We start from the raw sequence: 13,614 nt of genomic DNA, 5'->3' as shown, positions 1-13,614 counted from the left end.
CGACATGATTGCCGCCGGCCGGTGCCCACACCAGACCCGGTCACGATGCGGGACCTTTTCGGTACGATGGCAGCCCCACCGAACGGGGGAGGGTCATGCCCGAGGTGCCCGCGACGCCCGTCGATCTGCTGCGTGTGCTGACCCGTGCCGAGCGGCTGCTCGCGCGGCGGGTCGGCGGTGTCCTGGCCGCCGAGGGCCTCACCGTCGAGGCCTGGCGGGTGCTGTGCCTGCTCGCCGACGGGCAGGGGCACCCGATGAGCGAGGTCGCCGCCGAGGAGTCCCTGCCGCCGGGGACGCTGACCAAGCTGGTCGACCAGCTCGTCGACCTGAACCTGGTCTACCGGCGGATCGACCCGCAGGACCGGCGGCGCATCCGCGCGTACCTGACCGCCCGGGGCCGCCGCGAGCAGGAACGCGTCGACGCCCTGGTCCGGGCGGACCTGGCCGACCTGGTCACCGGCGACGACGCCGACCTGGCCGGGGCGCTCGCCGCGCTGGCCGACCGGCTGGGCGCCGGCCGCCCGGTCGGCGCGGCGGCCGGGGCCCGCGCCCGCGTCGCGGCCCGCTGACACCCGCAGCCGCCGCCCCGGGCCGGACACACCGCGCCGGTGCGCTCCTCAGGCCGGGGTGAGCCGCTCGCGCAGGGTGTGCGCGTCGGCGGCGGTGGCGGTGAGCAGCGCCGCCGGGCCGCCGGCCAGCGGCAGCCAGGCCACCGCGCCGCCATCGTCGCCCGCCGGCCGCGACCGGGGGACGGGCAGGCCGCCCGGCCGCACCCCGACGCCCGGGGCCGCCCCGAGACCCGGCTGCGCGGCGGGGCCCGGCGGGACGTCGGGGCCCACCAGCAGCAGCGAGCCCGTCGCCGGGGCCCCGCCGAGCACGGCGGCCCCCGCCCAGCCGGGCGCGGACGGGCCCACCGCCGTCGACTGGCGCAGCAGCGGCCGGCCGCCGTGGTCGACCGACGTGCGTACGACGGCGTCGCCCGGCGACTCGCCGTACCGGCCGCAGATCAGCTCGTCGCGCCAGGTCAGCCGGGCCCCGGCGGCCAGCTCGACCCGCGCCTCGGCGACGTGGTCGCAGCCGGCCGCCGCGACGAGCTGCTCCGGCAGCCAGTGCAGGGCGGCCCCGGCGTGCACCACCGCGTGCACCCGCATCCGGGACGCCGCCGCGCCGGGGCGGCCGGGCAGCGCCACCGAGGCGGCGACGCTGCCGACACGCAGCGCCGCCCCGGGGCCCACCTCCACCTCCAGCAGCAGGTCGTCGCCGCCGAGCGGGCCCGCCGCGCCGCCCACCACGTACACCGTGGCGACCCCGCCCTCGGCGGTGGTGGACCGCAGCAGCAGCGGCGACTCGCCGCGCAGCTCCGTGAGGCGCGTGCCGCCGCGGCCGTCGGCCCGCGCCACCACCCGGGCCCGCGCGCGCATCAGGCGACGGCCACGGCGGCCCGGTGGTGGGCCAGCTCGTGCCGGATCCACCCGGCCACCCGGGTCGCCTCCGGGTCGCCGACGATGGACAGGAAGACCGTAGGCAGGTCGCCGCGCCGGGCCCGCGCGTCGCGGTCCATCACGTCGAGGTCCGCGCCGACCAGCGGCGCGAGGTCCGTCTTGTTGATCACCAGGAGGTCGGCGGCGGTGACCCCGGGCCCGCCCTTGCGCGGCACCTTGTCGCCGCCGGCCACGTCGACCACGAAGATCTGCCGGTCGATCAGGCCCCGGCTGAACGTGGCCGTCAGGTTGTCGCCGCCGCTCTCCACGAGCACCAGGTCCAGCGGGCCGACCGCCTCGCACAGCTCGTCGATCGCGTCGAGGTTCGCGCCGATGTCGTCGCGGATCGCCGTGTGTGGGCAGCAGCCCGTCTCCACCGCCCGGATCCGGGCCGGGTCGAGCACGCCGGCCCGGCGCAGGAAGTCCGCGTCCTCGGTGGTGTAGATGTCGTTGGTGACCACGCCGAGGCGCAGCTCGGTGGCGAACGCCCGGCACAGCGCGGCGACCAGGGCGGTCTTGCCCGAGCCGACCGGCCCGCCGATGCCGATGCGCAGCGGCCGGGCAGCCGGCGGCAGCGGGGCGTGCGGGTCGACCCCGGGCTCGGGGTGGGTGTGGGGGACGTCCTCGTCGTGCGACGAGGTCAGGGGAACGGATTCAGGACGCAAAGAGACGCACCTCCCAGGTGGTGTGGACTTCGGCATGGATGTCGGTGAGGGGGGCCGCGCCGTCCGGCAGCCACTCCGGCGGCCCGCCGGCGGCGGCCACCGCCCGCGCCGCCGTGGCGTCGACGTCGGCCGTCAGGTCGGCGAGCAACCCGTGCACGCGGTACGGGTCGAGGCCGAGCAGCCGCACCGCCGCGCTCGCCGGGCCGGTCACCGACCCGTACGCGGCGGCGGTCGCCAACTCGGCCGGGTCGAGGCCGGCGGCCGAGGCGACCAGCCCGAGCACCAGCGGCTGGTGCGGCCCGGTCGGGTCGGCGGGCAGGGCGGCGAACGGCCCGCCCGGCCACAGCGACCGCCCGGCGCGCAGCAGGGCCCGGCCCTGCCGGCGGGAGACCGCGCGCAGCGCCGGGGCGGCCGTGCGGGCGTCCAGCTCGGCGTCGAGCCGGGCCAGCGCGGGGCAGGGGTCACCGGCCGCCGCCGCCCGGTGCGCCGCCACCGCGAACGCGGCGGCGACCAGCCCGCCGGTGGCCAGCCGGCCGACCAGGAAGCCGCGCAGCGACGCCAGGTCGTTGACCAGCCCCGCGGCGACGGCGGCCTCCAGCCCGGCGGAGTGGGCGTGCGCGCCGGCCGGGAACCGCCCGTCGGCGAGCAGCAGCAGCATGCTCGTCATCGTCGTCAGAACAGGTGGTAGAGCTGGGCCATCGGCAGCTCCGACACCGGGTCCGGCTCGACCACCTCGCCGTCGATGCGGACGGTGAAGGTGTCCGGGTCGACCTCGATGCGCGGCATGGCCCCGTTCTCGGGCAGGTCGGCCTTGCCCCGCGACCGCACGTCGGCGACGGGGACCAGCGGCCGGCGCACGTCGAGGCGCAGCCCGGCCTCCAGCGCCGCCGGGGCCACGAACGCGAGGCTGGTCGCCGCCGGCACGACGCCGTGCGCGCCGAACATCGGCCGGGGCAGCACCGGCTGCGGCGTCGGGATCGACGCGTTCGCGTCGCCCATCTGCGCGTACGCGATCATGCCGCCCTTGAGCACCAGGTGCGGGCGTACGCCGAAGAAGGCCGGGTCCCACAGCACCAGGTCGGCGAGCTTGCCCGGCTCCACCGACCCGATCTCGCGTTCCAGGCCGTTGGCCATCGCCGCGCAGACGGTGTACTTCGCCACGTAGCGGCGGGCCCGGTGGTTGTCGGCGCGCCCGTCGCCGGGCAGCGCGCCCACCCGCCGCTTCATCACGTGGGCGCTCTGCCAGGTGCGGGTGATCACCTCGCCGATGCGCCCCATCGCCTGCGAGTCGGAGCCGATGATGGAGATCGCGCCGAGGTCGTGCAGCAGGTCCTCGGCGGCCATCGTCGACGGGCGGATGCGGCTCTCGGCGAACGCCAGGTCCTCCGGCACCGCCGGGTTGAGGTGGTGGCAGACCATCAGCATGTCGAGGTGCTCGGCGAGGGTGTTGCGGGTGTACGGGCGGGTCGGGTTCGTCGACGACGGCAGCACGTTCGGCTCGCTGGCGACGGTGATGATGTCCGGCGCGTGGCCGCCGCCCGCCCCCTCCGTGTGGTACGAGTGGATGGCCCGGCCGGCGATCGCGCGCAGCGTGTCGGCGACGAACCCGGCCTCGTTGAGGGTGTCGGTGTGGATGGAGACCTGCACGCCGGAGGCGTCGGCCACCCGCAGGCAGGCGTCGATGGCCGCCGGGGTGGTCCCCCAGTCCTCGTGCAGCTTGAAGCCGCCCGCGCCGGCCCGCAACTGCTCCCACATCGCCTCCTCGGAGACGGTGTTGCCCTTGCCGAGCAGCAGCACGTTCACCGGGAACGCGTCGAGCGCCTCGTGCATCCGGGCCAGGTGCCAGGCGTTCGGGGTGACCGTGGTGGCGCGGGTGCCCTCGGCCGGGCCGGTGCCCCCGCCCACGAGGGTGGTGACGCCGCTGGCCAGCGCCTCGTGCACGAGCTGCGGGCAGATGAAGTGCACGTGGGTGTCGACGGCCCCGGCGGTGAGGATGCGCCCGTTGCCGGCGATCACCTCCGTCGCCGGGCCGATCACCAGGTCCGGGTGGACGCCCGGCATCGTGTCCGGGTTGCCGGCCCGGCCGAGCGCGACGATGCGGCCGTCGCGCAGCCCCACGTCGGCCTTGACCACGCCCCAGTGGTCGAGCACCACCGCGCCGGTGATCACCGTGTCGAGGGCCCCCTCGGCGCGGGTGGCCCGGGACTGGCCCATCGACTCCCGGATCACCTTGCCGCCGCCGAAGACCATCTCGTCGCCGCCGACGCAGTGGTCGGCCTCCACCTCGATGAGCAGGTCGGTGTCGGCGAGCCGGATCCGGTCGCCCGTGGTGGGCCCATACAGGTCGAGGTAGCGCCGCCGGTCGAGTTCGCTCACCGGTCCGACCCCCCGTCCGCCCGGTCGACGACGCCCGGGCCCGCGTCCAGCGGGCCGGCGACCTCGCCGCGCAGGCCGGCGACGATGCGCGCCCCGCCCAGCGGCACCAGCTCCACCTGGCGGCTGACCCCCGGCTCGAACCGCACGGACGTCCCGGCGGGCACCGCGAGCCGCTGGCCGTACGCGGCGGCGCGGTCGAAGCGCAGGCCGGGGTTGGCCTCGGCGAAGTGGTAGTGCGAGCCGACCTGCACCGGCCGGTCGGCGGTGTTGACCACCAGCAGGGTGGTCACCGGCAGGCCGGCGTTGATCTCGACCGGGCCGTCGCCGGGCAGCACCTCCCCGGGGATCACGGGATCGGGTGGTGCACCGTCACCAACTTGGTGCCATCCGGGAACGTCGCCTCCACCTGCACCTCCTTCAGCAGCTCGGGGACACCGTCGAGCACGTCGTCGCGGGTGAGCACGCCGCGACCGGCCGACATCAGGTCCACGACCGACCGCCCGTCGCGCGCGCCCTCCAGCAGGAAGGCGGTGACGATGGCGACGGCTTCGGGATAGTTGAGGCGCAGGCCGCGCTCGCGGCGGCGGCGGGCGACGTCCGCCGCGACGTGCACGAGCAGGCGATCCTGCTCGTGGGGGCTGAGGAACACGGAAACCTCCGGGCGGTCCGGCGTGCACGCTCCCGCCGTCGCGGCGCGCGTCGACGGGCGCCGGACGAGAGGGGGTCACACGTGACCGCCGCCGGCCGTCGGCGGTTCGCCCCGGGACCCCACCGGCCCCGGCCCGATCCTACGGCCGCGCAGCGGTGTGGGGGCTGGGAACGGACCGCACCGCCAACCGCTGACCAGACCGTAGAGGATCGCCCGGACGGTGGCAACGGCCGTCCCGGCGATGCGGCGCGGGTCACCGCGGCCGGTCCCCTCGGCCACCGGCCCGCCGCCGCCACGGTCACGAACGGGACAGCGGGCGGCAAAGCGGGCACGTATCCTCTCGTTCTCCGGCCGATCGGCCGGGCGGGCGCGGGCGACCCGACCCGGAGGGCAGCGACCGGGAAGGCAGGGATCCGGAGGTGGGGATGCGGCGGACGAGCGGCGGGCGGCCCGGCCGGGCCGGGCGGCAGCGGCGGTCCTTCCTCGTCGGCGGGGCGCTGCTCGGGGCCGCCGTCGTCATGCTGCTGGCCGCGTGGCGCAGCACCGGCTTCCTCAGCGACCTGCTGCTCAACCTCGGCGCGAGCGTGGTGCTCGCCGCGATCTCCTACGTGGTCTTCGACCCGCTCTTCGAGGAGGCCCGCCGGGCCCGGGTGCAGGAACACCTGAGCTTCGACCGGGCGGCGTTCGTGGCCCGGCTGGAGCGCAGCGCCCGGCTGGTGCGCATCCTCGACACCTGGACGATCCTGCTGGAGCACCGCAACCGTGACGAGACCCTCGCGGCGGTGCGGGCGGCGTTGGCCAAGGGCGCGAAGGTGCAACTGCTGCTGCTCGACCCCGACTGCACGGCCGCCCAGCAGCGCGGCGAGGAGCTGGAGCGGCAGCGGATCGACGTCCCCCGGCAGATCCGGGCCAACCTGCGGCACCTGGCCGCCTTCCGACGGTCGCTGGAGCCCGCGCTGCGCGACCGCCTCCAGGTCCGGGTCTACGACGCGTCGCCGTCGATCCAGCTCTACCAGTGGGACGCGCGGGCGCTGATCTCGTTCTTCCCGATCGGCAAGCTGTCGTTCAACGTCCCGCAGCTGGAGGTCGACATGGACAGCCCGTGGGGCGGGTTCGTGCACGCCCGCTTCGAGGAGCTGTGGGGGCAGCCGCAGGCCACCCTGGACCTGGAGCGGTACTGGTCGACGACGATCACGCTGCGCCACGAGGACTCCGACGTCGTGGAGCTCCCGGCGGACTTCGTGACGGTCGACGGCCAGCACTACGTCGACTGCCGGGCGCTGCGGATGGCCGGCCCGCTCACCGTCCGGGCGCAGCTTCCCGAGCGCGCCCGCACGACGGCACCCCGCGAGTACGCGCTGGTGGAGCCGGCCGACGGCGACCGCACCCCGGTGGCGCGGGTGGCCCGGCTGTTCGACCAGAAATACGGCACCCGCGACGGCGGGCGGACGATCCTGCGCCTGGCCCCGCAGGGGGCGGACGACGGGCGGGTGCCCGGCGCCCGCTCCCCCGCCGGCGCCTGACGAGCAGGGCGACCGCCGGTCACCGCCCCGTCGACCGTCCTGCCGCCGCCCCGTCGACCCGCCGACGGCAGACGCGGGCGGCCGGCGTCAGCGCCGCAGGCGGATCGTGTAGGTACGCGACTGCGAGCCGTCCTCGCTGGTCACCTTCACGGTCGCCGTGCGGCTGCCGGCCTCCGGCTGGCCCACGACGACCGTGGCGTACGGGTCGGCGGCCACCGCGGTGACGCACGGCAGCTTGCCCCGGCGGGCCACCGTGTAGGACAGCTTCTCCGGGTCGAAGCCGGCCAGCGGCACCCCGTCGAGGGAGATGCCGGCGGCGGAGGCGTCCGACGACGTCCCGGGCGCGGCGGCGAAGACCTCGATCTCGCTGGCCGTGATGTGCCGGTCCGGGTACGCCGTGAGCACGACCCGCACCGCGTCCGTGGCGCCGGACACCGGCACCTCGACGGCGGGGGCGCCCGCCGTGCCCGTCGGGACGTCCACCGGCGCGCCGGCGTCGACCCAGCCGCCCTGCGGGTCGCGGACCTGGGCGCGCAGGCGCTGCGGATAGCTGTCGGAGCCGTCGCGGTAGAAGTGGACGACGGCCCGGGTGAGCGTCCGGCGCTCCGGCAGGGTGACCGTGAGGGTGTCGGAGGGGTTCTTCGGCCCCGACCGCCAGTTCGACCACGCCTTGTCCGTCAGCACGCCGTTGGCCAGGCCGTCCGGCGAGTAGCCGGGCTCGGTGAAGGTGGCGGTGACGCCGGCCGGGGTGGCCCGCTCCGGCACCGGCGGGGTCACCTGCACCCGCACGCTCGCCGCGAGGGCCCGCCCGTCGCCGGCGTCGGCCTGCCCGGTGAGGGTGACGACGCCGGGGGCGTCGAACGCGCCGGCCGGCGGCGGCTGCCAGCGCACCGGGCGCTGCACCGTCGCGCCCCGCCGGGCCACCGCGGTGACCGTGGCCGGCAGCTCCGGCTCGCCGCCGACGGCGGCCTTCGCCCGGGTGGGCCGCGTCGCCACGAGGGTGTCGACCACGACCGTCGCCCGGGCGACGTGGGCCCGCCCGAGAACGTCGGTGGCGCGGCCGGTCACCCGCACGGTGCCGGGCCGCTGCCACCTCGACGCGGCGGGCAGCCGCCAGGTGACCGGCAGGGTCCCCCGCGCGCCGTCGCGGTGGACCGGGACGACGGTGTCCGGCAGCGCCGGGGCGACCCCGGGGACCGTGAACGCGTCGGTGGGCGCGATCCGCAGGACCGTCTCGTCGGTGACCCGCCAGCGCTGGTTGGCCCCCGAGTTGGCCGGCCAGGAGGTGACCGCCGCGCCGTCGCCGGTGGCCTGGCCGCCGACCTCCAGCAGGCGGCGCGAGTCGACGTTGACGAGGGTGTAGTTGCCGTCGCCGGTGGTGGACAGGATCCACTGTGCTCGCGGGCCGGGCGCGGCGACGGCGGGGACGAGGGTGACGGCCTGGTCGAGGACGGCGAGCTGGCGGGCGCCGTCGGCGGTGGCGAGGGCGTACCGGGCCCGGTTGCCGGTGCCCCCGGCGAGCCGGGTGAGCCGCCACAGCTGGTCCACGCTCGCCGGGTCGGTGGTGCGGATGACCGCGCCGGAGGCGACGCCGCCGGCCGGGGCGAGGGAGCGGCTGCTCTGCACGCCGGTGAGGCGGTAGACGTGTCCGTCGCGCACCAGCGCCGCGCCGGGGGCGACCCCGGAGACGCCGGTGACGAGGAACGTCGTCACCGACTGGGCGGGCACGTCCACCCGGGCGGCGCGGTCGCGCACGGCGACGGGTGCGCCGCGCCGCAGCGCCCCGTCCGCGCTGGTGACGACGGGGGTCACCGTCGCGTTCGCGGCGACGGCGCCGAACGCCGACAGGTCGAGCGCGACGGTACGGGCGGCGGTGCCGTCGTTGACGTGCACGACGGTGGCCCGCCCGCCGGGGGCCACGGCGGCGACGCTGGAGGTGTCGTTCACGGCGACGAGCCGGTCGCCGGGGCGGATGTGGTGGGTGAAGTTGCGGACGGTGTCGAACTTGGTGTTCGTGTGGATCGGGCAGGTCCGCAGGGTGTCGGCGGCGGTGCAGTCGAACGGGAGCTGGATGCTGCCCCAGTTGGCGCCCTGCGGGAACTCGCCGCCGGGCTTCATGTTGTCGTAGTCCTCGACGGGCTGCCAGAACACCCACGCCGACGGTTCCAGCTCGCGCAGGTCGTCGACCATGTGCCGGGCCATCCCGAGGCCGGGGGCCATGCTGGTGAGGCTGTGCCCGTCGCCCCAGGAGCCCTCCACCTCGCTCATCCACAGCGGCTTGTCCTCGCCCTTGGCGATGTCGCGGGCGGTGGTGCGCTGGCCCGTGCCGTAGGTGTGCACGTTGAGCTGGTCGACCAGGCCGCGTACGTCGTCGGGGTAGGCGTTCCAGTTCGTGGCGAACGTGCCGGGGTTGGTCTCGTCCATGGCGGACACCCGGGTCCCGCTGCCGGCGGCGCGCAGCTCGGCGGCGACCGCCCGGAGGACCTGCTGCTGGAGGGCCGGGCCGGCGTGGGCGCCCTCCTGCCGGCCGCCGACCGGGTTGCCGTCGGCACCCAGCCGGGTGCCCCAGTAGGTGGTGTTCGGCTCGTTGAGCGGGTCGATCGTGTCGACGGTGATGCCGTGCGCGGCCTCGAGGCGCTGGGTGACCCGCACGAGGTAGGTGGCGAAGTCGTCGACCCGGTCGGCGCGGATCTGGTCGGCGGCGGGGTCGAAGCCGCCGGAGACGTACCCGCTGACGGTCTGGAACCACGGCGGCGAGTTGCTGAAGGTCTCCCACCGGGTGACGTCGCCCTTGATCCGGTCGACCCACCAGCGCTGCGCGCGGTCGGCATCCGGGTTCCAGTGCTGCGGGTTGTCCGGGTCCCACCAGTCGGTGTCGGCCCGGGTGGTGCCCTCGGGGGCCCGCCACCAGCCGGGCACCGCGCCGCCGGGGCGCAGGTAGTCGGGGACGTCGGGGGCGTTGCCGCCGCCGATGTTGTAGCGGGCGATGTTGAGGTTGAGGCCCTGCTCGCCGAAGACGAGGTCGGCCAGGCGCTGCCGGATCTCCTCCGGGTAGCCGCCGGTGGCGTTGGCGAACCAGACGAGGCTGGTGCCCCAGCCCTGGAACTCCTGTCCCTGGTAGGACGGGTCGGGGCGGACGGTGACCACCGGGGGCGCGGCCCCGGCGGCCGGCGCGGGGGCGGACGCGCCGGCGGCCGCTCCGGCGGCCGGCGCGGCGGAGGCGGGCGCGGCGGCGACGCCGAGGGCGACGACGGCCGCCGTGATCGCGGCGGCCAGCCCCCGGCGGGACGGGTGTCTGCTCATGTGGACGGTCTCCTCCGACGGGTGGTGGTGAGCCGGTGGACCGCGCCGCGTTCCTGCGGCGGGCGTGCTACCTCGATGTTTACGCAAACATCGAGGGTTGCGATGCTCCCAGTCGGCCCGTGGCCCGTCAAGCGCGCCCGGCATACTGGGCTGCGCCCCGACCAGACGCGGCGGAGGTGGCTCGGGCCGCGAGGCGAGGCGGGGCGGGAGGAGCGAGGCGGGATGAGTCCGTCCGGGCCCGACGGGGCGACCCGGGAGCCGGCCGGCGCGGGCCGACCCCGCGCCGGCCGACGGCGCGGCGTCTCGATGGCCGACGTGGCGCGGCTCGCGGGCGTCTCCGCGCAGACCGTCTCCCGGGTCTCGACCGGCCACCCCGGCGTCGTCGACAGCACGCGCGAGCAGGTCCTCGCCGCCATGCGGCAGCTCGGCTACCGCCCCAACAGCGCCGCCCGCGCGCTCAAGTACGGCGAGTTCCGCACCATCGGCGTCATCCTGTTCACCCTGTCGAGCACGGGCAACAGCCGCACCCTGGAGGCGATCGCCACCCACGCCGCCGACGCCGGCTACGTGATCACCCTCATCCCCGTCGGGGTCCCCACCCAGGACCGCCTGCTCGGGGCCTTCACCCGGCTCGGCGAACTCGCCGTCGACGCGGTCATCGTCATCATGGAGGTGCACCTGCTGGACGCGGCGACCGTCGCCGTCCCACCGGGCGTGCACGTCGTCGTGGTCGACTCCGACGCCGGCGACCGCTACCGGGTCGTCGACACCGACCAGGCCGACGGGGCCCGCCAGGCCGTGCACCACCTGCTCGACCTCGGGCACCGCACCGTGTGGCACGTGGCGGGACCGCGCGAGTCGTTCGCCGCGCAGCGACGCGCGCTGGCCTGGCGTACGACGCTGCAGGAGCACGGCCGCACGGTGCCGCCGGTGCGCCGCGGCGACTGGTCGGCGGAGTCCGGCTACCGCGCCGGCCTCGACCTGGCCGACGAGGCAGACTGCACGGCCGTCTTCGTCGCCAACGACCAGATGGCCCTCGGCGTGCTGCGCGCGCTGCACGACCGGGGCCGGCCGGTGCCCCGCGCCGTCAGCGTCGTGGGCTTCGACGACATCGCCGACGCGGGGGCGTTCATCCCACCCCTGACCACCGTCCACCAGGACTTCGCGGAGGTCGGCCGCCGCTGCGTCGAGGCGGTGCTGCGCCAGGTCCGCACCGGCGTGCCGGAGACCGGCACCACCCTGGTCTCCACCCGCCTCGTGGTACGCGAGAGCACCGCGCCCCCGCCGGGCGGCTGAGCCGGCGGCGTGACCGGCCGGCGGCGGTGCGTGACGGGTTGCTACGGTGTGCGGGACGGTCACCGGTGTGTCCCCTGGGGAGGGTCGGCATGTGGGCGGACGAGGCCGCGCTGGACGCGGCGACCCGCCGGCTCGACGAGTGGGAGTCGTCGCTCGCCGACCGGGCCGCCCGCGCGCAGGCGCTGTCGGCGCGGACGCGGGCCCTGACCGGCACCGCCCGCAGCCCCGACCGCGCGGTCGAGGTCACCGTCGACGCCACGGGTCTGCTGGTCGACCTGCGACTCGACGAGCAGACCCGGCAGCACCCGGCGGCACACACCGCCCGGCAGATCGTCGCCACGACCCGGGCCGCGCACGCCGACCTGCTGCGGCAGCTCACCGAGGCGACCACGCAGACCCTCGGCGACGACGACCCGGCCGGACGGGCGATCATCGACGGTCACCGGCGGCGGCTCGACCCCGGCCAGGGCCCGCCCGATGGCCGCCGGTGACGGCATCCGGGTCGATCCCGACGACCTGATCGCACACGCCACCCATGTCGACCGCTGCGCCGACAGCCTCGACACCACCCGCCAGGCCGGCCAGCACGTCCGGTTGGGCGCCGACGCGTACGGCCAGCTGTGCGCGATCATGCCGGTGCTGCTCGACGGCCTCCAGCGGACCCTGGTCGACGGCATCGGCACCGCAGCGGAGTCAGTGCGCGACACCGCCGGCAGGCTGCGGTCCAGCGCCGAGCGCTACCGGGCCGCCGACGCCCGCGCCGAGCAGCTGCTCCACCGAATACGGGACCACCGGTGACCGGCAACCCGCTCGTCGCCGCCCCGGCGGGCGGCGCGCCCAGCGCGTGGGCCGGCATCTGGATCTGCGAGGACATCGAGCTCATCGCGCAGGGCGTACGCGACGGCAGTTGGATCGACGGCAGCCTCGGCGTGGTAAGCGCCGGCCTCGACGCCCTCGCCTTCGTCTCCGACCCCGTCGGTGCCCTGCTGCAGTACGGCATCGCCTGGCTCATCGAGCACGTCAAGCCCCTCAGCGAGGCGCTGGACTGGCTGGCCGGCGACCCGGCGCAGATCACCGCGCACGCGCAGACCTGGCGCAACGTCGCCGCGTCGCTGCGCGACGACGCCGCCGAGCTGGCCCACGCCGCACGCACCGAGGTCGCCGGCTGGGGCGGCGACGCCGGCCCCGCCTACCGCGCCTGGGCCGCCGGGCAGCACCAGGCGATCGGCGGCCTCGCCCAGGCCGCCGACACCCTGGCCGCCATCACCGAGGGCGCCGCCGGCCTCGTCGCCGCCGTCCGGCTCCTGGTCCGCGACGCCATCGCCACCTGCGTCTCCCGCCTCATCGTGTACGCGGGAGAACTCGTCGCCACCGCCGGCCTCGCCACGCCGGTGGTCGTCGAACAGGTCACCACCACGGTGGCAGCGTGGGCGGCGCGGATCGCCCGGCTGCTCTGCGGACTGCTGGCCAGCCTGCGCCGGCTGATGCCGCAGATCCGCCGGCTCGGCGAGCTGATCGAGAAGCTCAAGCAGGCATTGGGACGGCTACTCAGCGGCGGTCGAACAGGCCGAAGGGAACCGTCGCAGCCACTGCCGCCTCACAGTCCCGGGCCGCCGCGTCTCGATGAAGAGCGGCGGATCCACGAACTCGGCATGGATCCGGCGACGGGCAAGTTCCGGCCCAGGGAGGCCGAGACGGCTGCCCGGCTGGAGCGAGAACTGGACGTCACTTTGACCCGTGCACCCGAAGGCTCGTCTGCCGACTGGATCGATGGCAGCGGGCGCACGTACGACGCAGTGGGCAACTTCCCAAGCCAGTACTTCGACCGGCAGTGGCCTCAGCTGCAATATCAGATTGAGCGACACCTGACCAAGGCCGACCTCGTGCCGGTCGACGTCTCGCAGTTCTCCGGGGAGCAGGTCGCTAGGATCGAGCAGTTCATAGCAGATCGGGGCTTGGGCCCGCGAGTGTTCATTGTGGGGAAGTGATGGCTGGCCTCATCGTGCTGAAGCCCGGCGTCGACTGGACGGTGACGGGCGGCCTGTTCGACTGGGCGCTGGAGTTCCTCATCCCGAGGCTTTCCGACAGGACGGTCGCGGACCAGCTCCAAGAAGTCGTCGACAACAACCTCGGCTCGGTCTGGGTTCACGAACTGCCGCCAGATGCGCAGGCGGAGATCGTCAGCCACTGGCGGCAGGGCCTGGTGGCCGCAGGAAAGCAGGAGCTGCCTGAGAGCGAGCACAAGGCCGACGTGATTCACCGCCTCCAGGAGCTGGTGGATGCCACCTACACCGCCGGTTATCCAGGATGAGGTGAGGCCG

General features: G+C 75.8%; 14 protein-coding genes. 7 read left to right on the top strand and 7 right to left on the bottom strand.

What is annotated here, in order from left to right; all coding sequences use genetic code 11:
- Positions 1 to 95: 95 nt before the first annotated feature.
- The gene (locus tag O7633_RS00525) at positions 96 to 569 is read left to right on the top strand and encodes a MarR family transcriptional regulator (RefSeq protein WP_282325300.1); all 474 of its coding nucleotides are present in this window, start codon (positions 96 to 98) and stop codon (positions 567 to 569) included.
- 48 nt (positions 570 to 617) lie between these two features.
- Here the strand turns inward: O7633_RS00525 and O7633_RS00520 are convergent, their stop codons facing one another.
- Genes O7633_RS00520 through O7633_RS00495 form a run of 6 tightly spaced genes read right to left on the bottom strand, consistent with a single transcriptional unit; the run spans position 618 to position 5,171 of the window.
- Complete coding sequence (locus O7633_RS00520; RefSeq protein ID WP_282325299.1) at positions 618 to 1,421, bottom strand: urease accessory protein UreD; 804 nt, start codon at positions 1,419 to 1,421, stop codon at positions 618 to 620.
- On the bottom strand, positions 1,421 to 2,146 hold the full coding sequence (gene ureG, locus O7633_RS00515) for an urease accessory protein UreG (RefSeq protein ID WP_348776312.1): 726 nt from the start codon (positions 2,144 to 2,146) through the stop codon (positions 1,421 to 1,423). The genes O7633_RS00520 and ureG overlap by 1 nt, the downstream gene beginning before the upstream one ends.
- A complete protein-coding gene (locus O7633_RS00510) occupies positions 2,136 to 2,813 on the bottom strand; it encodes an urease accessory UreF family protein (RefSeq protein ID WP_282325298.1) in 678 nt (225 codons plus the stop codon). Before O7633_RS00510 ends, ureG begins: the two co-directional genes overlap by 11 nt.
- Before the next feature lie 5 nt (positions 2,814 to 2,818).
- The gene (locus O7633_RS00505; RefSeq protein ID WP_282325297.1) at positions 2,819 to 4,522 is read right to left on the bottom strand and encodes an urease subunit alpha; all 1,704 of its coding nucleotides are present in this window, start codon (positions 4,520 to 4,522) and stop codon (positions 2,819 to 2,821) included.
- A complete protein-coding gene (locus O7633_RS00500) occupies positions 4,519 to 4,872 on the bottom strand; it encodes an urease subunit beta (protein ID WP_282325296.1) in 354 nt (117 codons plus the stop codon). Before O7633_RS00500 ends, O7633_RS00505 begins: the two co-directional genes overlap by 4 nt.
- A complete protein-coding gene (locus O7633_RS00495; RefSeq protein WP_074477867.1) occupies positions 4,869 to 5,171 on the bottom strand; it encodes an urease subunit gamma in 303 nt (100 codons plus the stop codon). The genes O7633_RS00500 and O7633_RS00495 overlap by 4 nt, the downstream gene beginning before the upstream one ends.
- Before the next feature lie 425 nt (positions 5,172 to 5,596).
- Here O7633_RS00495 and O7633_RS00490 point away from each other — a divergent pair, with 425 nt between their 5' ends.
- Positions 5,597 to 6,694, top strand: coding sequence for a DUF5919 domain-containing protein (locus O7633_RS00490; protein ID WP_282325295.1), 1,098 nt, complete (start codon positions 5,597 to 5,599; stop codon positions 6,692 to 6,694).
- 87 nt (positions 6,695 to 6,781) lie between these two features.
- On the opposite strand, the gene O7633_RS00485 is transcribed toward O7633_RS00490, so the two are convergent.
- Positions 6,782 to 9,997, bottom strand: a complete 3,216-nt coding sequence (locus O7633_RS00485) for an Ig-like domain-containing protein (RefSeq protein WP_282325294.1) — start codon at positions 9,995 to 9,997, stop codon at positions 6,782 to 6,784.
- Between the two features lie 222 nt (positions 9,998 to 10,219).
- Here O7633_RS00485 and O7633_RS00480 point away from each other — a divergent pair, with 222 nt between their 5' ends.
- From O7633_RS00480 to O7633_RS00460, 5 genes are all read left to right on the top strand, one after another.
- Positions 10,220 to 11,293, top strand: a complete 1,074-nt coding sequence (locus O7633_RS00480) for a LacI family DNA-binding transcriptional regulator (RefSeq protein ID WP_282325293.1) — start codon at positions 10,220 to 10,222, stop codon at positions 11,291 to 11,293.
- A gap of 89 nt (positions 11,294 to 11,382) precedes the next feature.
- On the top strand, positions 11,383 to 11,784 hold the full coding sequence (locus O7633_RS00475; RefSeq protein WP_282325292.1) for a YbaB/EbfC family nucleoid-associated protein: 402 nt from the start codon (positions 11,383 to 11,385) through the stop codon (positions 11,782 to 11,784).
- Positions 11,771 to 12,091 (top strand): type VII secretion target, encoded by a 321-nt coding sequence (locus O7633_RS00470; protein WP_282325291.1) that lies wholly within the window; start codon positions 11,771 to 11,773, stop codon positions 12,089 to 12,091. Before O7633_RS00475 ends, O7633_RS00470 begins: the two co-directional genes overlap by 14 nt.
- Entirely contained in the window at positions 12,088 to 13,281 is a 1,194-nt protein-coding gene (locus O7633_RS00465) for a WXG100 family type VII secretion target (protein ID WP_282325290.1), read from the top strand. Before O7633_RS00470 ends, O7633_RS00465 begins: the two co-directional genes overlap by 4 nt.
- Positions 13,281 to 13,604: a hypothetical protein gene (locus O7633_RS00460; protein WP_282325289.1), complete on the top strand. Its 324-nt coding sequence runs from the start codon at positions 13,281 to 13,283 to the stop codon at positions 13,602 to 13,604. The genes O7633_RS00465 and O7633_RS00460 overlap by 1 nt, the downstream gene beginning before the upstream one ends.
- The last annotated feature ends 10 nt before the right edge of the window (positions 13,605 to 13,614 follow it).

Origin of the sequence: Micromonospora sp. WMMD712, assembly GCF_029581295.1 — a bacterium.
Classification (GTDB): domain Bacteria; phylum Actinomycetota; class Actinomycetes; order Mycobacteriales; family Micromonosporaceae; genus Micromonospora; species Micromonospora carbonacea.
This window is presented reverse-complemented; position numbering and strand designations above follow the sequence as displayed.